The sequence below is a fragment of the Pseudomonas sp. SK genome (genome assembly GCF_012975065.1).
Taxonomy (GTDB): Bacteria; Pseudomonadota; Gammaproteobacteria; order Pseudomonadales; family Pseudomonadaceae; genus Aquipseudomonas; species Aquipseudomonas anuradhapurensis.
The window spans coordinates 3674871-3695190 of the sequence record NZ_CP051857.1; the positions used below are offsets into that span (position 1 = coordinate 3674871).

17 protein-coding genes are annotated in these 20320 nt (G+C 63.7%); 13 read left to right on the forward strand and 4 right to left on the reverse strand.

Annotation, left to right across the window (positions count from 1 at the left end; genetic code table 11):
* The first annotated feature begins 33 nt into the window (after window positions 1-33).
* A complete protein-coding gene (gene fusA, locus HG549_RS16965; protein WP_170030718.1) occupies window positions 34-2145 on the forward strand; it encodes an elongation factor G in 2112 nt (703 codons plus the stop codon).
* Window positions 2146-2313: 168 nt separating this feature from the next.
* On the opposite strand, the gene HG549_RS16970 is transcribed toward fusA, so the two are convergent.
* Together HG549_RS16970 and HG549_RS16975 are read right to left on the reverse strand one after the other, a co-directional pair.
* Window positions 2314-3756 (reverse strand): SulP family inorganic anion transporter, encoded by a 1443-nt coding sequence (locus tag HG549_RS16970; protein WP_170030720.1) that lies wholly within the window; start codon window positions 3754-3756, stop codon window positions 2314-2316.
* 82 nt (window positions 3757-3838) lie between these two features.
* Window positions 3839-5548: a S8/S53 family peptidase gene (locus tag HG549_RS16975; RefSeq protein ID WP_170030722.1), complete on the reverse strand. Its 1710-nt coding sequence runs from the start codon at window positions 5546-5548 to the stop codon at window positions 3839-3841.
* A gap of 145 nt (window positions 5549-5693) precedes the next feature.
* On the opposite strand from HG549_RS16975, the gene HG549_RS16980 reads away from it, so the two are divergent.
* Window positions 5694-6428 (forward strand): secretin N-terminal domain-containing protein, encoded by a 735-nt coding sequence (locus HG549_RS16980; RefSeq protein WP_256665941.1) that lies wholly within the window; start codon window positions 5694-5696, stop codon window positions 6426-6428.
* A 490-nt stretch (window positions 6429-6918) separates the two neighbouring features.
* Window positions 6919-8244, forward strand: coding sequence for an isocitrate lyase (gene aceA / locus HG549_RS16985; RefSeq protein ID WP_170030726.1), 1326 nt, complete (start codon window positions 6919-6921; stop codon window positions 8242-8244).
* A gap of 113 nt (window positions 8245-8357) precedes the next feature.
* Here the strand turns inward: aceA and HG549_RS16990 are convergent, their stop codons facing one another.
* Window positions 8358-8621, reverse strand: coding sequence for a DUF3077 domain-containing protein (locus HG549_RS16990; protein ID WP_170030728.1), 264 nt, complete (start codon window positions 8619-8621; stop codon window positions 8358-8360).
* A gap of 156 nt (window positions 8622-8777) precedes the next feature.
* Window positions 8778-9020 (reverse strand): hypothetical protein, encoded by a 243-nt coding sequence (locus tag HG549_RS16995; RefSeq protein ID WP_170030730.1) that lies wholly within the window; start codon window positions 9018-9020, stop codon window positions 8778-8780.
* A gap of 493 nt (window positions 9021-9513) precedes the next feature.
* Between HG549_RS16995 and HG549_RS17000 the strand changes: the two genes are divergently transcribed.
* The 10 genes from HG549_RS17000 to nuoJ all read left to right on the forward strand — a co-directional run bounded on the left by HG549_RS17000 (window position 9514) and on the right by nuoJ (window position 20319).
* Complete coding sequence (locus HG549_RS17000; RefSeq protein ID WP_170030732.1) at window positions 9514-10176, forward strand: lysoplasmalogenase; 663 nt, start codon at window positions 9514-9516, stop codon at window positions 10174-10176.
* Between the two features lie 383 nt (window positions 10177-10559).
* Window positions 10560-10973 carry an NADH-quinone oxidoreductase subunit A gene (locus HG549_RS17005; protein WP_003251427.1) on the forward strand — a complete coding sequence of 138 codons (414 nt, stop codon included), beginning with the start codon at window positions 10560-10562 and terminating at the stop codon, window positions 10971-10973.
* Window positions 10974-10982: 9 nt separating this feature from the next.
* Window positions 10983-11660, forward strand: a complete 678-nt coding sequence (locus HG549_RS17010) for an NADH-quinone oxidoreductase subunit B family protein (RefSeq protein ID WP_003251429.1) — start codon at window positions 10983-10985, stop codon at window positions 11658-11660.
* 78 nt (window positions 11661-11738) lie between these two features.
* Complete coding sequence (gene nuoC / locus HG549_RS17015; protein WP_170030734.1) at window positions 11739-13520, forward strand: NADH-quinone oxidoreductase subunit C/D; 1782 nt, start codon at window positions 11739-11741, stop codon at window positions 13518-13520.
* A 2-nt stretch (window positions 13521-13522) separates the two neighbouring features.
* A complete protein-coding gene (gene nuoE, locus HG549_RS17020) occupies window positions 13523-14020 on the forward strand; it encodes an NADH-quinone oxidoreductase subunit NuoE (RefSeq protein ID WP_003251433.1) in 498 nt (165 codons plus the stop codon).
* Window positions 14017-15396 carry an NADH-quinone oxidoreductase subunit NuoF gene (nuoF, locus tag HG549_RS17025; protein WP_170030736.1) on the forward strand — a complete coding sequence of 460 codons (1380 nt, stop codon included), beginning with the start codon at window positions 14017-14019 and terminating at the stop codon, window positions 15394-15396. The genes nuoE and nuoF overlap by 4 nt, the downstream gene beginning before the upstream one ends.
* A gap of 133 nt (window positions 15397-15529) precedes the next feature.
* Window positions 15530-18244: an NADH-quinone oxidoreductase subunit NuoG gene (gene nuoG, locus HG549_RS17030; RefSeq protein WP_170030738.1), complete on the forward strand. Its 2715-nt coding sequence runs from the start codon at window positions 15530-15532 to the stop codon at window positions 18242-18244.
* Window positions 18241-19248 carry an NADH-quinone oxidoreductase subunit NuoH gene (gene nuoH, locus HG549_RS17035; protein WP_170030740.1) on the forward strand — a complete coding sequence of 336 codons (1008 nt, stop codon included), beginning with the start codon at window positions 18241-18243 and terminating at the stop codon, window positions 19246-19248. Before nuoG ends, nuoH begins: the two co-directional genes overlap by 4 nt.
* Before the next feature lie 11 nt (window positions 19249-19259).
* Window positions 19260-19808 (forward strand): NADH-quinone oxidoreductase subunit NuoI, encoded by a 549-nt coding sequence (nuoI, locus tag HG549_RS17040; RefSeq protein WP_016488223.1) that lies wholly within the window; start codon window positions 19260-19262, stop codon window positions 19806-19808.
* Window positions 19809-19818: 10 nt separating this feature from the next.
* On the forward strand, window positions 19819-20319 hold the full coding sequence (nuoJ, locus tag HG549_RS17045) for an NADH-quinone oxidoreductase subunit J (protein WP_170030742.1): 501 nt from the start codon (window positions 19819-19821) through the stop codon (window positions 20317-20319).
* Window position 20320 lies beyond the last annotated feature (1 nt).

Genomic DNA, 20320 nt, shown 5'->3' on the forward strand with positions numbered 1-20320 from the left:
TGGTGGAATCCGCCCATTCGCAGGTAGTCCGCCATGGCCCGCACAACGCCTATCGAGCTGTACCGCAATATCGGCATCGTCGCTCACGTGGATGCCGGCAAGACCACCACCACCGAGCGGATCCTGTTCTACACCGGGGTCAACCACAAGATGGGCGAGGTGCACGATGGCGCCGCGACCATGGACTGGATGGCCCAGGAACAGGAACGCGGCATCACCATCACCTCGGCGGCGACCACCGCGTTCTGGCAGGGCTCGACCAAGCAGTTCGCCCACAAGTACCGCTTCAACATCATCGACACCCCCGGCCACGTCGACTTCACCATCGAGGTGGAGCGCTCGCTGCGCGTACTGGATGGCGCGGTGGTGGTATTCAGCGGTGCCGACGGCGTCGAGCCACAGTCCGAGACGGTGTGGCGCCAAGCCAACAAGTACCACGTGCCGCGCCTGGCCTACATCAACAAGATGGACCGCCAGGGCGCCGACTTCCTGCGCGTGGTCAAGCAGATCGACCAGCGCCTGGGCCACCACCCGGTGCCGATCCAGCTGGCCATCGGCAGCGAGGAAAACTTCCAGGGCCAGATCGACCTGGTAAAGATGAAAGCCATCTACTGGAACGACGCCGACCAGGGCACCAGTTATCGCGAAGAAGCCATCCCCGCCGAACTGCAGGCGCTGGCCGATGAATGGCGGGCGCACATGGTCGAGGCGGCGGCCGAGGCCGATGACGAACTGCTCGGCAAGTTTCTCGAAGGCGAAGAGCTGAGCACCGAGGAGATCAAGGCCGGCCTGCGCAAGCGTACCCTGAACAACGAAATCGTACCGACCATCCTCGGCTCGTCGTTCAAGAACAAGGGCGTGCCACTGATGCTCGACGCCGTCATCGACTACCTGCCGGCGCCGTCGGAAATCCCCGCCATCAAGGGCACCGCCCCGGACGACGAAGAGAAACACCTGGAGCGCCACGCCGACGACAGCGAGCCGTTCTCGGCCCTGGCGTTCAAGATCGCCACCGACCCGTTCGTCGGCACCCTGACCTTCGCCCGGGTCTATTCCGGCGTGCTCAGCTCCGGCAACGCGGTGCTCAATTCGGTCAAGGGCAAGAAGGAACGCATCGGCCGCATGGTGCAGATGCACGCCAACCAGCGGGCAGAAATCAAGGACGTGTGCGCCGGCGATATCGCCGCGCTGATCGGCATGAAGGACGTGACCACCGGCGATACCCTGTGCGACATGGACAAGCCGATCATCCTCGAGCGCATGGACTTCCCCGACCCGGTGATTTCCGTGGCCGTGGAACCGAAGACCAAGGCCGACCAGGAAAAAATGGGCATCGCCCTGGGCAAGCTGGCCCAGGAAGACCCGTCATTCCGCGTGCGCACCGACGAAGAGACCGGCCAGACCATCATCTCGGGCATGGGTGAGCTGCACCTGGACATCATCGTCGACCGCATGCGCCGCGAGTTCAACGTCGAGGCCAATATCGGCAAGCCGCAGGTGGCCTACCGCGAGAAGATCCGCAACACCTGCGAGATCGAGGGCCGCTTCGTCCGCCAGTCCGGCGGCCGTGGCCAGTACGGCCACTGCTGGATCCGCTTCGCCCCCGGCGACGAGGGCAAGGAAGGCCTGGAGTTCATCAACGAGATCGTCGGTGGCGTGGTTCCGCGCGAGTACATCCCGGCGATCCAGAAGGGTATCGAAGAGCAGATGAAGAACGGCGTGCTCGCCGGCTACCCGCTGATCAACCTGAAGGCTGCGGTGTACGACGGCTCGTACCACGATGTCGACTCCAACGAAATGGCCTACAAGATCGCTGCCTCGATGGCCACCAAGCAGTTGTCGCAGAAAGGCGGCGCGGTGTTGCTGGAGCCGGTGATGAAAGTCGAGGTGGTCACGCCGGAGGAGTACCAGGGTGACATCCTCGGCGACCTGAGCCGGCGCCGCGGGATGATCCAGGACGGTGACGAAACGCCAGCCGGCAAGGTGATCCGTGCCGAGGTGCCGCTGGGCGAGATGTTCGGCTACGCCACCTCGATGCGCTCGATGACCCAGGGCCGGGCGAGCTTCTCGATGGAGTTCACCCGCTATGCCGAGGCGCCGGCGAGCATTGCCGATGCCATCGTGAAGAAAAACCGCGGGGAATAAGTCCTTCTCTTGCACCGGCCTGTTCGCGGGCATGCCCGCTCCCACAAGGGTGAGGTGCGCCCCTGATGTTGGACAAAAATCCAACCTCAGGGGCGCAGTTCAAGGGTTATGCAATCCCTGTGGGATCGGGCGCGCCCGCGAAGAGGCCAGCACAGGCAACAACCCTTCTCAGTGCTGCTCCCCCGCCCGCTTCAACAGCTTCTTGCAGCGCTCCGACAAATGCACCACACGCAGATGCTTGCCGGCCTTGGCATAGCGCTCGCGCAAGGTCTGCAAAGCCGCAATTGCCGAATAGTCGACAAAGCTCAGATGCTGGCAGTCCAGCGTGACTCGGGCCGGGTCGTTGGCGCTGTCGAACTGTTCGAGGAACGCGGTGGTCGAGGCAAAGAACAGCGTGCCATGCAGCCGGTAATGCTTGCCGCCCTCGCCGTCTTCATGGCTGTCGGCATACAGCTCCCGCGCATGCTGCCAGGCAAAGTTCAGCGCGGCGATGATGATGCCGAACAGCACCGCCACGGCCAGGTCGGTGAATACCGTGACCACGGTTACCGCAATGATCGCCAGCACATCGTTCAGCGGTACCTTGTGCAACACCCGCAGCGACGCCCAGGCGAAGGTCTGCTGCGCCACCACGAACATCACCCCGACCAGCGCTGCCAGCGGAATGCGTTCGATCAGCGGGGCCAGGAACAGCACGAACAACAGCACCATGCCCCCGGCCACCACCCCCGATAGCCGCCCACGGCCATTGGAGCTGAGGTTGATCACCGTCTGCCCGATCATCGCGCAACCGCCCATGCCGCCGCACAGCCCGGACACCATGTTGGCCGCGCCAAGGGCCACGCATTCGCGGTCCGGGAAGCCGCGGCTTTCGGTGATTTCATCGGTCAGGTTGAGGGTAAGCAGGGTTTCCAGCAGGCCGACCATGGCCATCAGCAGCGCATACGGCGCGACGATCTTCAGCGTTTCCAGGTTCCACGGCACGTCGGGCAGGGCCAGCTGCGGCAGGCCGCCGGCAATCTGCGCCATGTCGCCCAGGGTGCGGGTAGGCAGGCCGAGCAGGTACACCAGCACGCCGACGCCAAGGATCGCCACCAGCGCCGGCGGCACCGCGCGGGTCAGCTTCGGCAACAGGTAGACCACCAGCATGGTCAGCGCCACCAGCCCGACCATCAGGTACAGCGGGGTACCACTGAGCCATTGCCCAGCTTGCTTGAAGTGCTCCAGCTGGGCCAGGGCGATGACGATCGCCAGGCCGTTGACGAAACCGAGCATCACCGGGTACGGCACCAGGCGCACCAGCTTGCCCAGGCGCAGCAAGCCGAACAGGATCATCACCGCGCCACCCAGCAGTACCGTCGCCAGCAGGTACTGCACACCGTGTTGCACCACCAGGGCGACGATCACCACCGCCATCGAGCCGGCCGCGCCGGAAATCATCCCTGGCCGGCCGCCGAACAGCGCCGTCAGGGTGCAGATGATGAACGCCCCGTACAGGCCCATCAGCGGGTTGAGATGGGCCACCAGGGCGAACGCGATGCATTCGGGCACCAAGGCGAACGAAGTGGTCAGGCCGGCGAGCAGGTCGGCGCGGAGTCGGGCGGGTTTCATGGGGATCCTGTGGTGCAGTCCGGGGCGGACGGGAAAAACGAGGGGCGCGATGTTACGGAATTTGTCTGCCAGCAGCCACCGTTCAGCGCACCCGGTCCCGGCTTTGTATGGCCAGGTCCAGTGCCCGCTGCATGTCCAGGCGTGCCGAGCGCCCCAGGTCGGGGTGGTCCAGCCGCCCGCCGCGCTCCGAAGGCAGTATCGGCGCGGTCAGGTCCTCGGCATCCATGGCTTCGAAGTCCTGTTCGCCGCCCAGGGTCAGGGCGCTGCGCCGCAACAGCATGCGCACCTGCTGCGGGGTCAGGGCCGGGTTGATCGCCAGCATGGTCGCCACGGTGGCCGTGACCAACGGCGTGGCGTATGACGTGCCGCAGTGCGGCCGATCGGCGGCGAGCGGGCGAATGCACGCGGCAGCACTGATATCGACGCGCATGTCGATGTTCGAGCTGTGGCGCTTGCGGACATGCCGAGGGTCTTCGACCGGCACCGCCTGGTCACTGCGCTGATGCCCGCCCACCACCAGCAGCTGCTCGGTGACGAACGAGGAAGGCAGCCGGTATTCATCGGTGCCCGACCAGGACGCACCATTGCCGGCCGAGTTCACCACCAGCACGTCGGGATGCCTGGCCCGCAGCCAGAGGAAGAATTCTTCGAGCAACTCTTCATAGCCACTCATCGCCAGCCCGGAGCGCACCAGTGACTCGACCTCATCCCCCTGCACGTTCTTCGCCCCGACCCGGTGGATGCCCCAGCTCCAGTTCAACACCCGCACGCCGTCTTCGACCAGGTTCACCGAGGCAGCGATATTGGCGGTGATCCCGGCATCCGAGTTGCGCCCGACAATCACCTCGAAGCCCGGACTGTGCCGGCCCAGCCCGGGCAGGAAGCCTTGCCCCCGGGCCGCCAGGATGCCGGCCACATGGCTGCCATGGCTGCCCGGGCGATCGCCGTCGGGGCCATACAGGCAGGTCTGCCCCTTGTTGCAAGCACCCCGGTAGGCGCTGAATGGCGGCGCGTCAAAGTCCACCTCGCGCTCGATCACGCCCACCCGTACTGGCTGCACCGGCACCCCGGAAGCAGGGATGCGGCGCTGGTAGAAGTACAACGCATCCATGAAACGGTTGGCGGCCCACTCGTCTGCCTGGTCGATGGCCGACTGGCCGCCAGCATCACCCTCCTCGCCGCGTTCGGGGGCGGATTCTTCGACAATCACCGCATCCACGCTGACCTCAGTGCCGAGGCGCAGGACCAGTGCATCGCGCTGCACCAGGTCGCGCACCGGCAAGCGCAACTGGTAGACATTGAGCGGCGGGATGGCACCGACCACCTGGGCACCGTACTTGTCGGCAATGCGCCGGGCTTCGGCGGCGCCATCGTGCTTTTCCTCGATCAACAGGCTGACCAGGTCGAGGTAGGTGGTCAGGCCATCCATGTTCTTCGCCACTTCGCCAGGCCCTGCGGCGACCACGTGGCTGCGCTGCGTGCTCAGCCAGACGGCGTTGCTGGTCCGCTCACCGTCTTGCAGCCACAGCGGCGCGCTGCGTTGCTCGTCCTTGGCCAGGGTCAGCCTGAGCATGTCGCCTTGCCGCTCGACGCCGGCCGGGGCGAGCTGCGATCCACCCAGCCGAACCGTCGGCACAACGGCACCCAGGCCCTCGGCGCGCAAGCACCAGTGCTGTGCGCCTTCGCCCAACAGATCACCGCAACGCTGCAGTTGCTTGATGCGCAGCGTGTCCGGCTGCGCCGACACGGCACTGCTGAAAATGGCCACCAGAACGATGACATGGCGCTTCATGCGATCAGCCCCCCACCTTTCCTGTCATTGCGACTGCCCGACCAGCGCCAAGGTTCAGCGGCATGAACAGCAACTTGTGACCTGGGCCCGGCACAAGCGCTACAAATTTGCCATCATGTTGATTCCACCCGCGGAGATCATCCACATGCCGCTACGCCCCCTTTTCGCCTCGCTGCTGCTGGCCACCAGCCTTACCGTCCACGCCGCCACCGAGGTCGTGCCGCTGCAGCACCGCAGCAGCGCCGAACTGCTGCCGGCAGCGCAGGCGTTCCTCGGCAAGGACGGCAGCGTCACTGCCTTCGAGAACAAGCTGATCGTCAACGCCAGCGCCGAGCGCATCGACGACCTGCGCGCCCTGCTGCAACAACTGGACACTGCCCCCAAGCGCCTGCTGATCAGCGTCGACAACAATGACAGCAACTTCCAGGACAACCGCGGTAACGCGCGCGTCATCCACTACGGCACCAGCAACCGCGACGGTGGCATGCAACAGGTGCAGGCCAGCGAAGGCCAGCCGGCGCTGATCCAGGTTGGCCAGAGCATCCCGGTTACCAGCACCAGCACCGACAGCTACGGGCGCTTCCAGAGCAACACCGAATACCGCAACGTGACCCAGGGTTTCTACGTTACGCCAAGCCTGAGCGGCGATACGGTTCGTCTGCAAATAAGCACCAATAATGACCGTATCAGCCAGGAACGTGCCGATGTAGTGAAAGTGCAGAGCACCGACACGACGGTCACCGGCAAGCTCGGTGAATGGATCACCCTGGCCGGGTTCAACCAGCAGAGCCAAGCCGAGCGCAGTGCCTCCAGCCACAGTTACAGCACCCAGCGCGGTGAAAACATGACTTTGCGGGTAAAAGTCGACCTCGTCGACTGATCCCAGGCAATTCAAGGCCTCGACCAAAGGCCTTGAAACTGACTGCCGAGTCGTATTAGACCAAAGATGTAGTAAGCACAAAAAAGCACTACAAAACATTTGACAGGGTCTTTTTGCCAAGGGCATGATGGCCTCGCTCCCGCTAATCAGGGGCCCTGGCAAGGGCCTTCGAGGCGCGCTCCTCCCACCCCTGGAGGCGTCTCGTGTCTATACGGCCCACAAGGCGGTTCGACGGGATTGCGACTGCAACGAAGAAGTTGTCCCGAGGGACGGAAGCGCATCACCGCAGTACTGGCAATCGCGTAGCACCGCAGCAAGGCAACCACGAGCCGACCTGCCGGAGTTCCTTGCGCCTGGCCTGCATCCCCTTCCCCTTCGAGCCTTCGCGTTCGCCGCCGCACTTCCTCGAACAGGACAGCCGCCAGCTTCTCTGATCGGCCCCGAGCATCAGCACAATTACCCCAAGATCGATGCGACGAGGTTTATTTCCATGGCACTGACACGCGAACAGCAAATTGCAGCCCTCGAGAAAGACTGGGCCGAGAACCCGCGCTGGAAAGGCGTGACCCGTACCTACACCGCCGCTGATGTCGTTCGCCTGCGTGGCTCCCTGCAGCCGGAGCACACCCTGGCCCGCCTGGGTGCAGAAAAACTGTGGAAGCTGGTCACCGAAGGTGCCCACCCGTCCTTCCGCCCAGAAAAAGATTTCGTCAACTGCATGGGCGCCCTGACCGGCGGCCAGGCAGTGCAGCAGGTCAAGGCTGGCATCCAGGCCATCTACCTGTCGGGCTGGCAGGTTGCCGCCGACAACAACTCGGCCGAGTCGATGTACCCTGACCAGTCGCTGTACCCGGTCGACTCGGTGCCGACCGTGGTCAAGCGCATCAACAACGCCTTCCGCCGTGCCGACCAGATCCAGTGGAAAGCCGGCAAGAACCCGGGCGACGACGGCTACATCGATTACTTCGCGCCGATCGTGGCGGACGCCGAAGCCGGTTTCGGCGGCGTGCTGAACGCCTACGAGCTGATGAAGAACATGATCGAGGCAGGCGCTGCCGGCGTGCACTTCGAAGACCAGCTGGCTTCGGTGAAGAAATGCGGCCACATGGGTGGCAAGGTACTGGTACCGACCCAGGAAGCTGTGCAAAAGCTGGTGGCCGCGCGCCTGGCCGCTGACGTGTCGGGTGTACCGACCATCATCCTGGCCCGCACCGACGCCAACGCCGCCGACCTGCTGACCAGCGACTGCGACCCGTACGACCAGCCATTCGTGGTTGGCGAGCGCACCCGCGAAGGCTTCTACAAGGTACGCGCCGGCCTCGACCAGGCCATCGCCCGCGGCCTGGCCTACGCCCCGTACGCCGACCTGATCTGGTGTGAAACTGCCAAGCCGGACCTGGACGAAGCCCGCCGCTTCGCCGAAGCGATCAAGAAGGAATACCCGGACCAGATCCTGTCCTACAACTGCTCGCCTTCGTTCAACTGGAAGAAGAACCTGGACGACGCGACCATCGCCAAGTTCCAGCGCGAGCTGTCGGCGATGGGCTACAAGCACCAGTTCATCACCCTGGCTGGCATCCACAACATGTGGCACGGCATGTTCAACCTGGCGCACGACTACGCCCGCAACGACATGACCGCCTACGTGAAGCTGCAGGAGCAGGAATTCGCCGATGCCAGCAAAGGCTACACCTTCGTGGCGCACCAGCAGGAAGTGGGCACCGGCTACTTCGACGACATGACCACCGTTATCCAGGGTGGTGCTTCGTCGGTGACCGCACTGACCGGTTCGACCGAGGAAGAGCAGTTCCACTGATAGTGGGTTGCGGTTGAATAAAGGCCCAGGGCTTGAGAAAGCCCTGGGCCTTTGTTTTTGCCTGCACCAAACCCACCAGGAGTACAGGGATGATCGCGCAGTCCTGCGATACCTCAGTGCTTCATGCCCAGCTCGGCATCATCCATCAGCGCCTTGGCCATCGCGCTCAGGTAGTGGGCGGCCCAGATCATCATCGGCTTCTCTTCCATCAGGCCGGTGATGGTCAGTTCGCGCACGTAGCCCATCAGCTCCGAAGATTGCTCGCGGGCGTCACGGCAGGAAATGCCTGGCTCGATGCGGAACAGTGGGTGGGTGCCGTTCTCGCCTTGGTAGAAGGTGGTTTTGCCGACGGTGAATTGGGTGTCTTCTGTGGTCATTGTTCAATTCCCTGAAAATTCTCTACTGCCTGGGCCGGCCCTTTCGCGGGTAAACCCGCTCCCACAGGTGCTGTGCAAATCTTGGCGCTTGTGATGAACCTGTGGGAGCGGGTTTACCCGCGAAGAGGCCCGCCCAGACAACACATCAAACAAGCCTTAGTGCAAAGTCCGAGGCTCTGTGTGCATCTGCGCCTGGATCAATGCCGACTCAAGCAAAGCCCGCAGGGCCTCAAGCTCATGCATCGAGGTCATCATCAGGATCGAGGCCGGTGATTTGGGTTGCAGCAGCAAGGCCTGATGCACCACGGTCGCCGCGCACAGTGCATAGTCGGTGGCCTGGATCAGGGTGTCTTCGAGGGAATGGGGGTTATGGGGTGGATCGGGGACAACTTTCAGCATGACTCGCTCCTTTCTTTCCTGTTTGGCTACCATCCGCCCGCTGTCAAACGGTTGGGTGGCAGCTATGCGCGGGTTGACAGACCGGTGGAAAGAAAGAAAGACCGGCGCACGCGAACGTGCCCACACGCATAGCCGCCATTGAGGCAAAGCGAGTGCACCTTCTTTCAGTTTCGGCCTGTCAAAGCCGTATCGTTGTGAGCAACGACATGCCGAGACTAGAGCGCCGCCAGAGCAGCAGCAACGGAAAAAAGGCGGCAAGAGTATGTTTGGGAAATGGCCTACATGGAAGGGGACAAATCTGCTTTATGCCGAAATTCGGCAGCGCCTGCGCCGGCCTCTTCGCGCGCGCGCCCGCTCCCACAAGTACTGCGCAATTCCTGAAGACCGAGGTGATCCTGTGGGAGGGGGCATGCCCGCGAAAGGGCCGGTACAGGCCAAAGCAAAACCCGGGATCAGGTCTATGCTTGTGGCAGCCCAGCCGCAAGGACCGCCCATGCCCCGTCCAAGCCACCTGACCACAATCGCCCTGGCCGCCGCCGCCCTCTATATATGTGCACTGGCCAGCGACAACACCCTGCTCGCCCTGCTCGCCAAACCGATCCCGGTACTTGCCCTGATCGCCTGGCTGCGTAGCGCTCCCGCCACACCTTATCGCCGCTGGATCACCCTCGGCCTGGCCTTCTCGGTACTCGGTGACATCCTGCTGGCCATCCCCGCCGACCTGTTCGTGTTCGGCCTGGTCGCATTTCTTTGTGCCCACCTGGCCTACCTGCGCGCCTATTGCGGCCAAACCTTGCGCCCCGCCCTGCCCGCATTGCTGTTCAGCGCCCTCACCGGCATCACCCTGTTCGGCGTACTCGCCAGCCACGGCCTCGGCCCATTGCTGATCCCGGTCGCAGTGTACGCCCTGGCCATCAGCGCCATGCTCTGGCGCTCCCTGGCCCGTGGTGGCCTGGCCGCGCTCGGCGCCGGCCTGTTCGTCTGCTCCGACAGCCTGATCGGCATCGACCGCTTCGTCAGCCCGTTTGCCGCCGCACCGTACCTGATCATCCTCACCTACTGGCTCGGCCAGTGGGCAATCGCTTCATCGGCCAGTCATCGGCCAATCGGTAAAGTATTGACCCAGAGCGGTGCGAGCGGTGTCGGAAGTTGCTAGAACAGGCGTTTTTCGCGTTTGCAAGTAGGGGCAACCGCCAGATGAACTTTTCAAGGTCCAGGACAGCCGAATTATCAGGGATCAGTTCAAATGATATCAATTATCATTACGAACTTTGTCCTTCGTTACCAGCGGCAAGAAACATAATTAACAAAACCGCATGCAATGCCCTAACCTCAAGGCTTTCAGCCGGTTACGCGCGGGTTTTGTACTTAATCCTACGAATAAATTTGCGACAGAAATTTTACTTGCACCGGGTTTACCCATAAAATCAGCGCGATTGATTCAGCTGCGACATTTGGTCACTGCACGTGCGACACCAGGTCGCCGCTCTACACTTATTTCAGACTGCAGAGCTGGGTCTCTGTATAAGGATTTCTAGCATGTCCGATTCGGCAGGACTCATCGCCCACAACTGGGGCTTTGCCATCTTCCTCCTGGGTGTCGTCGGCTTGTGCGCCTTCATGCTCGGCCTGTCCAGCCTGCTCGGTAGCAAGGCCTGGGGCCGCGCCAAGAACGAACCCTTCGAATCCGGCATGCTGCCCGTCGGCAGCGCCCGCCTGCGCCTGTCCGCCAAATTCTATCTGGTCGCGATGCTGTTCGTGATCTTCGATATCGAAGCCCTCTTTCTCTTTGCATGGTCTGTGTCCGTCCGCGAAAGCGGCTGGACCGGATTCGTCGAAGCACTCGTTTTCATAGCAATTCTGTTGGCAGGTCTTGTCTACCTTTGGCGCGTCGGGGCACTTGATTGGGCTCCCGAAGGTCGCCGCAAGCGGCAAGCGAAGCTGAAACAATGAGGCTTTGGCATGCAATACAATCTCACCAGAATCGATCCGGATGCGCCCAACGAGCAGTACCCGGTCGGTGAACGGGAAACCGTCACCGATCAACTGCTGGAGGACCAGGTCCACAAGAACATCTTCATGGGCAAGCTCGAAGATGTGCTGCGTGGCGCGGTCAACTGGGGTCGCAAGAACTCCCTCTGGCCGTACAACTTCGGCCTGTCCTGCTGCTACGTGGAAATGACCACGGCCTTCACGGCACCCCACGACATCGCCCGCTTCGGCGCCGAAGTCATCCGGGCCTCGCCGCGTCAGGCCGACTTCATGGTCATCGCCGGTACCTGTTTCGTCAAAATGGCGCCGATCATCCAGCGCCTGTACGAGCAGATGCTCGAGCCGAAATGGGTCATTTCCATGGGTTCGTGTGCCAACTCCGGTGGCATGTACGACATCTACTCGGTCGTTCAGGGGGTCGACAAGTTCCTCCCCGTGGACGTCTATGTGCCCGGCTGCCCGCCGCGCCCTGAGGCTTTCCTGCAAGGCTTGATGCTGCTGCAGGAGTCGATCGGCCAAGAACGACGCCCGCTTTCCTGGGTTGTTGGTGATCAAGGCATCTACCGTGCCGAGATGCCAGCCCAGAAGGACCTGCGTCGTGAGCAGCGCATCGCCGTAACCAACCTGCGCAGCCCCGACGAAGTCTGATCCAGCGACCTGCCGCCCGCTCCCCTGGAGCCGGCGGCCTGGCTTCATTCTTAACGTTGACCCAAAGCGACCGAGACCATGACAGCGGACAACGCTATTTTCATTCCGCCCTACAAGGCAGACGACCAGGATGTGGTCGTCGAACTGCACAACCGTTTTGGCGCCGAAGCATTCGTCGCCCAGGAAACCCGCACCGGCATGCCCGTGCTGTGGGTCAAGCGCGAGCAGCTCAAGGAAGTGCTCAGCTTCCTGCGCGGCGTGGCCAAGCCGTACAGCATGCTGTACGACCTGCACGGCGTCGACGAACGCCTGCGTACCCAGCGCCGCGGCCTGCCAGCCGCCGACTTCAGCGTGTTCTACCACCTGCTGTCGATCGAGCGTAACAGCGACGTGATGATCAAGGTGTCGCTCAGCGAAGGCGACCTGAACCTGCCGACCGTGACCGGTATCTGGCCGAACGCCAACTGGTACGAGCGCGAAGTCTGGGACATGTTCGGCATCGACTTTGCCGGCCACCCGCACCTCAGCCGCATCATGATGCCGCCCACCTGGGAAGGCCACCCGCTGCGCAAGGACTACCCGGCCCGCGCCACCGAGTTCGATCCCTACAGCCTGACCCTGGCCAAGCAGCAGCTTGAAGAGGAATCGGCACGCTTCAACCCGGAAGCCTGGGGCATGAAGCGCCAGGGCGCCAACGAGGACTACATGTTCCTCAACCTCGGCCCCAACCACCCTTCGGCGCACGGTGCCTTCCGTATCGTCCTGCAACTGGACGGTGAAGAAATCGTCGACTGCGTACCGGACATCGGCTACCACCACCGTGGCGCCGAGAAAATGGCCGAGCGCCAGTCCTGGCACAGCTTCATCCCCTACACCGACCGTATCGACTACCTCGGCGGGGTAATGAACAACCTGCCGTACGTGCTCGCGGTCGAGAAGCTGGCCGGCATCAAGGTGCCACAGAAGGTCGACACCATCCGCGTGATGCTGGCCGAGTTCTTCCGGATCACCAGCCACCTGCTGTTCCTGGGTACCTATATCCAGGACGTCGGCGCCATGACCCCGGTATTCTTCACCTTCACCGACCGCCAGCGCGCCTACACCGTGATCGAGGCGATCACCGGTTTCCGCCTGCACCCGGCCTGGTACCGCATCGGTGGCGTCGCCCACGACCTGCCGCGCGGCTGGGACAAGCTGGTCAAGGACTTCGTCGAATGGCTGCCGAAACGCCTCGACGAGTACGAAAAGGCCGCCCTGCAGAACAGCATCCTCAAGGGCCGTACCATCGGCGTTGCCGCGTACAACACCAAGGAAGCCCTGGCCTGGGGTACTACCGGTGCCGGCCTGCGTGCCACCGGTTGCAACTTCGACCTGCGCAAGGCCCGCCCCTACTCCGGCTACGAGAACTTCGAGTTCGAAGTACCGCTGGCCCACAACGGCGATGCCTACGATCGCTGCATGGTCCGTGTCGAGGAGATGCGCCAGAGTATCCGCATCATCGACCAGTGCCTGCGCAACATGCCGGAAGGCCCGTACAAGGCGGACCACCCGCTGACCACGCCGCCGCCGAAAGAGCGCACCCTGCAGCACATCGAGACCCTCATCACGCACTTCCTGCAAGTCTCGTGGGGCCCGGTCATGCCGGCCAACGAGTCGTTCCAGATGATCGAGGCGACCAAGGGCATCAACAGTTACTACCTGACGAGCGATGGCGGCACCATGAGCTACCGCACCCGGATCCGTACCCCGAGCTACCCGCACCTGCAGCAGATCCCTTCGGTGATCAAAGGCAGCATGGTCGCCGACCTCATTGCGTACCTGGGCAGTATCGACTTCGTTATGGCTGACGTGGACCGCTAAGCATGAACAGCACGCTTATCCAGACAGACCGTTTCGCCCTGAGCGAAACCGAGCGCTCGGCCATCGAGCACGAAATGCATCACTACGAGGACCCGCGCGCGGCGTCCATCGAAGCCCTGAAGATCGTCCAGAAGGAGCGTGGCTGGGTACCGGACGGTGCCATCCACGCCATCGGCGAAGTACTGGGCATCCCGGCCAGCGACGTCGAGGGTGTGGCCACCTTCTACAGCCAGATCTTCCGTCAGCCGGTCGGCCGCCACATCATCCGCGTGTGCGACAGCATGGTCTGCTACATCGGCGGCCATGAGTCGGTGGTCAGCCAGATCCAGAGCGAGCTGGGCATCGGCCTCGGCCAGACCACCGCCGACGGTCGCTTCACCCTGCTGCCGGTGTGCTGCCTGGGCAACTGCGACAAGGCCCCGGCGCTGATGATCGACGACGACACCTTCGGTGACGTGCAGCCGGCTGGCGTTTCCAAACTGCTGGAGGGTTACGTATGACCATTACTTCCTTCGGCCCGGCCAACCGCATCGCGCGCACGGCCGAAACCCACCCGCTGACCTGGCGCCTGCGTGACGACGGCGAGCCGGTCTGGCTGGCCGAGTACGAGTCGAAGAACGGCTATGCCGCGGCGCGCAAGGCGCTGGCGCAGATGTCGGCCGACGACATCGTGCAGAGCGTCAAGGACTCCGGCCTCAAGGGCCGTGGTGGCGCAGGCTTCCCCACTGGCGTGAAGTGGGGCCTGATGCCCAAAGACGAATCCATGAACATCCGCTACCTGCTGTGCAACGCGGACGAAATGGAGCCGAACACCTGGAAGGACCGCATGCTGATGGAGCAACAGCCCCATCTGCTGGTCGAGGGCATGCTGATCAGCGCCCGCGCCCTGAAGGCCTACCGTGGCTACATCTTCTTGCGTGGCGAATACACCACCGCAGCGAAAAACCTCAACCGCGCCATCGAGGAAGCCAAGGCCGCCGGCCTGCTGGGCAAGAACATCCTCGGCAGCGGCTTCGATTTCGAGCTGTTCGTGCACACCGGTGCCGGCCGCTACATCTGCGGTGAAGAAACCGCGCTGATCAACTCGCTGGAAGGCCGCCGCGCCAACCCGCGCTCGAAGCCGCCCTTCCCTGCCGCCGTGGGCGTGTGGGGCAAGCCGACCTGCGTCAACAACGTCGAAACCCTGTGCAACGTGCCGGCCATCGTCGCCAACGGCAACGACTGGTACAAGTCGCTGGCCCGCGAAGGCAGCGAAGACCACGGCACCAAGCTGATGGGCTTCTCCGGCAAGGTGAAGAACCCGGGCCTGTGGGAACTGCCGTTCGGCGTCACCGCCCGCGAGCTGTTCGAAGACTACGCCGGCGGCATGCGCGACGGCTTCAAGCTCAAGTGCTGGCAGCCAGGCGGTGCCGGTACCGGCTTCCTGCTGCCCGAGCACCTCGACGCGCAGATGTACGCCGGTGGCATCGCCAAGGTCGGCACCCGCATGGGTACCGGCCTGGCAATGGCGGTGGACGACAGCATCAACATGGTTTCGCTGCTGCGCAACATGGAAGAGTTCTTCGCCCGCGAGTCGTGCGGCTGGTGCACGCCCTGCCGTGACGGCCTGCCGTGGAGCGTGAAGATGCTGCGCGCACTGGAAAAAGGCCAGGGCCGCGCCGAAGACATCGAGACCCTGCTGGGCCTGGTCAACTTCCTCGGCCCAGGCCGCACCTTCTGTGCTCACGCACCGGGTGCCGTCGAGCCGTTGGGCAGTGCCATCAAATACTTCCGCTCCGAGTTCGAGGCCGGGGTCGCTCCAGCATCCGCTGGCGACACCCTGCGCCCGGACCTGGCCAAGCCAATCCAGGCCGGGCCGATCGTGGTCGGCGCATAACAAGATGATTAGGCGAGTGGTCCGTGCCACTCGCCAGCTTGCCGACAGGCCCGATTCATTCGTGGCGTGTCGCAAGCTCACCGATTTCCATTAGCCACGCCCGCTCACGCGGGCCAACGAAGAACTTTGAACAATGGCCACTATCCACGTAGACGGCAAAGCGCTCGAAGTCAACGGTGCAGACAACCTGTTACAGGCCTGTCTGTCGCTCGGCCTCGACATCCCTTATTTCTGCTGGCACCCGGCGCTCGGTAGCGTTGGCGCCTGCCGGCAATGCGCGGTCAAGCAGTACACCGACGAGAACGACACCCGTGGTCGTATCGTCATGTCCTGCATGACCCCTGCCTCCGACGGCACCTGGATCTCCATCGACGATGAAGAGTCCAAGGCGTTCCGCGCCAGCGTCGTCGAATGGCTGATGACCAACCACCCGCACGATTGCCCGGTGTGCGAGGAAGGCGGTCACTGCCACCTGCAGGACATGACGGTAATGACCGGCCACAACGAGCGCCGCTACCGTTTCACCAAGCGTACCCACCAGAACCAGGACCTCGGCCCGTTCATCGCCCATGAGATGAACCGCTGCATCGCCTGCTACCGCTGCGTGCGCTACTACAAGGACTATGCCGGTGGTACCGACCTGGGCGTATACGGCGCCCACGACAACGTGTACTTCGGCCGCGTCGAAGACGGCGTGCTGGAAAGCGAATTCTCCGGCAACCTGACCGAGGTTTGCCCGACCGGCGTGTTCACCGACAAGACCCACTCCGAGCGCTACAACCGCAAGTGGGACATGCAGTTCGCCCCGAGCATCTGCCACGGCTGCTCCAGCGGCTGCAACATCAGCCCGGGCGAGCGCTACGGCGAACTGCGCCGGGTGGAAAACCGCTTCAACGGTTCGGTCAACCAGTACTTCCTGTGCGACCGTGGCCGCTTCGGCTACGGCTACGTCAACCGCAAGGATCGCCCACGCCAGCCACAACTGGCCGACGGCACCAAGCTGAGCCTGGACGCTGCCCTGGACAAGGCCGCCGACCTGCTGCGCGGGCGTACCATCGTCGGTATCGGCTCGCCGCGCGCCAGCCTGGAAAGCAACTACGGCCTGCGTGAGCTGGTCGGCGCCGAGTACTTCTACTCGGGTATCGAAGCCGGCGAGCTGGCCCGCGTCCGTCTGGCCCTCGACGTGCTGAACAACAGCCCGCTGCCAGTGCCGACCCTGCGCGACATCGAAGACCACGACGCCGTGTTCGTGCTCGGCGAAGACCTGACCCAGACCGCTGCCCGCGTCGCCCTGGCCGTGCGCCAGGCCACCAAGGGCAAGGCCGAGGCCATGGCCGAAGCGATGAAGGTGCAGCCGTGGCTCGACGCGGCGGTGAAGAACATCGGCCAGCACGCGCTGTACCCGCTGTTCATCGCTTCGCTGGCGGAAACCAAGCTGGACGACGTCGCCGAAGAATGCGTGCACGCCGCCCCGGCCGACCTGGCCCGCATCGGTTTCGCCGTGGCCCACGCCATCGACCCGAGCGCGCCTGCCGTTGCCGGCCTGGACGCCGAAGCGCAAGCACTGGCCCAGCGCATCGCCGACGCCCTGGTCGCTGCCCAGCGCCCACTGGTAGTCGCCGGTACCTCGCTGGCCGACCCGGCGCTGATCGAAGCCGCGGCCAACATCGCCAAGGCCCTGAAGCTGCGTGAGAAGAACGGTTCGCTGAGCCTGGTGGTGCCTGAAGCCAACAGCCTGGGCATGGCCATGCTCGGTGGCGAGTCCGTCGACGCTGCGCTGGATGCCGTCATCAGCGGCAAGGCCGACGCCATCGTGGTGCTGGAAAACGACCTGTACGCCCGCGTACCGGCCGCCAAGGTCGACGCAGCCCTGGCCGCGGCCAAGGTGGTGATCGTTGCCGACCACTCGAAAACCGCGACCGTCGACCGCGCGCACCTGGTTCTGCCGGCTGCCTCGTTCGCCGAAGGCGACGGTACCCTGGTCAGCCAGGAAGGCCGTGCCCAGCGCTTCTTCCAGGTGTTCGACCCGCAGTACCTGGACAGCAGCATCCTGGTTCACGAAGGCTGGCGCTGGATGCACGCCCTGCGTGCCACCCTGCTGAACAAGCCGGTCGACTGGACCCAGCTGGACCACGTCACCAGCGCCTGCGCCGAAGCCGCCCCGCAACTGGCCGGCATCGTCAACGCCGCGCCGTCTGCCGCGTTCCGCATCAAGGGCCTGAAGCTGGCCCGCGAACCGCTGCGCTATTCCGGCCGTACCGCCATGCGCGCCAACATCAGCGTGCACGAGCCGCGTACCCCGCAGGACAAGGACACCGCGTTCGCCTTCTCCATGGAAGGCTACTCGGGCTCTGCCGAACCGCGCCAGCAGGTGCCGTTCGCCTGGTCGCCGGGCTGGAACTCGCCGCAGGCCTGGAACAAGTTCCAGGACGAGGTCGGTGGCCACCTGCGCGCCGGTGACCCGGGCGTACGCCTGATCGAATCGCAAGGCGACCGCCTGAACTGGTTCACCCGCATTCCGGGGGCCTTCAACCCGGCCCGTGGCAGCTGGACTGCGGTGCCGTTCTTCCACCTGTTCGGCAGCGAAGAAAGCTCCTCGCGCGCCGCCCCGGTGCAAGAGCGCATCCCGGCTGCCTACGTGGCCCTGGCCAAGTCCGAAGCCGACCGCCTGGGTGTCAACGACGGCGCCCTGCTGAGCCTGACGGTCGGCGGTGTGGCCCTGCGCCTGCCGCTGCGCATCAATGAACAGCTGGGCGCTGGCCTGGTCGCATTGCCGAAAGGCCTGGCCGGCATTCCGCCGGCCATCTTCGGTGCATCCGTCGAAGGTCTGCAGGAGGCAGCACAATGAGCTGGTTCACCCCCGAAGTGATCGATGTGATCCTTTCCGTGCTGCGGGCCATCGTGGTCCTGCTGGCGGTGGTGGTCTCCGGTGCGCTGCTCAGCTTCGTCGAGCGTCGCCTGCTGGGCTGGTGGCAGGACCGTTACGGTCCGAACCGCGTCGGCCCGTTCGGCATGTTCCAGATCGCTGCCGACATGCTGAAGATGTTCTTCAAGGAAGACTGGAACCCACCCTTCGTCGACCGCGTGATCTTCACCCTGGCACCGGTCGTGGCCATGAGCGCCCTGCTGATCGCCTTCGTGGTCATCCCGATCACCCCGACCTGGGGCGTCGCCGACCTGAACATCGGCCTGCTGTTCTTCTTCGCCATGGCCGGCCTGTCGGTGTACGCGGTGCTGTTCGCCGGCTGGTCGTCGAACAACAAGTACGCCCTGCTGGGCAGCTTGCGTGCCTCGGCCCAGACCGTGTCGTACGAAGTGTTCCTGGGCCTGGCGCTGATGGGCGTGGTGGTGCAGGTGGGCTCGTTCAACATGCGCGACATCGTCGACTACCAGGCACAGAACCTGTGGTTCATCATTCCGCAGTTCTTCGGCTTCTGCACCTTCTTCATCGCTGGCGTCGCCGTGACTCACCGTCACCCGTTCGACCAGCCGGAAGCGGAACAGGAACTGGCCGACGGCTACCACATCGAGTATGCCGGCATGAAATGGGGCATGTTCTTCGTCGGTGAGTACATCGGCATCATCCTCATCTCGGCGCTGCTGGTAACCCTGTTCTTCGGCGGCTGGCACGGCCCGTTCGGCATCCTGCCGCAGCTGTCGTTCCTGTGGTTCGCGCTGAAGACCGCGTTCTTCATCATGCTGTTCATCCTGCTGCGCGCCTCGATCCCGCGCCCACGCTATGACCAGGTGATGGACTTCAGCTGGAAGTTCTGCCTGCCGCTGACCCTGATCAATTTGCTGGTGACCGCTGCGCTCGTGCTCTACAACGCGCCAGCCGTCGCGGCCCAGTGAGGATTTGACCCATGTTCAAGTATATCGGCGACATCGTTAAGGGCACCGGCACCCAGCTGCGCAGCCTGGCCATGGTGTTCTCCCACGGGTTCCGCAAGCGCGATACCCTGCAGTACCCCGAAGAACCCGTGTACCTGCCGCCGCGCTACCGCGGCCGCATCGTCCTCACCCGCGACCCCGATGGCGAGGAGCGCTGCGTGGCGTGCAACCTCTGCGCGGTGGCCTGCCCGGTCGGCTGCATCTCGCTGCAGAAGGCCGAGACCGAGGACGGCCGCTGGTACCCGGAGTTCTTCCGCATCAACTTCTCGCGCTGCATCTTCTGCGGCCTGTGTGAAGAAGCGTGCCCGACCACCGCGATCCAGCTGACTCCGGATTTCGAAATGGCCGAGTTCAAGCGTCAGGACCTGGTGTACGAGAAAGAAGATCTGCTGATCTCCGGCCCCGGCAAGAACCCTGACTACAACTTCTACCGTGTTGCGGGTATGGCGATCGCTGGCAAGCCGAAAGGCGCTGCGCAGAACGAAGCCGAGCCGATCAACGTGAAGAGCTTGCTCCCATAAGGACAGAAAGATGGAATTCGCTTTCTACTTCGCATCCGGGATCGCCGTGCTCTCCACCCTTCGGGTGGTGACCGGTACCAACCCCGTGCACGCCTTGCTTTACCTGATCATTTCGCTGATTTCCGTGGCCATGATCTTCTTCGCCCTGGGTGCGCCGTTCGCCGGCGCCCTGGAAGTGATCGCCTACGCCGGCGCCATCATGGTGCTGTTCGTGTTCGTGGTGATGATGCTCAACCTCGGGCCGGCTTCGGTCGCCCAGGAACGCGGCTGGCTCAAGCCCGGCATCTGGGCCGGGCCGGTGATCCTCGCCGCCCTGCTGCTGCTGGAGCTGCTGTACGTGCTGTTCGTCGCCCCGAGCGGCGCCGCCATCAGCGGTACCACCGTGGGCCCTAAAGCCGTGGGCATCAGCCTGTTCGGCCCGTACCTGCTGGTGGTCGAACTGGCGTCGATGCTGCTGCTGGCTGCAGCCGTCACCGCCTTCCACCTGGGCCGCAACGAGGCGAAGGAGTAAA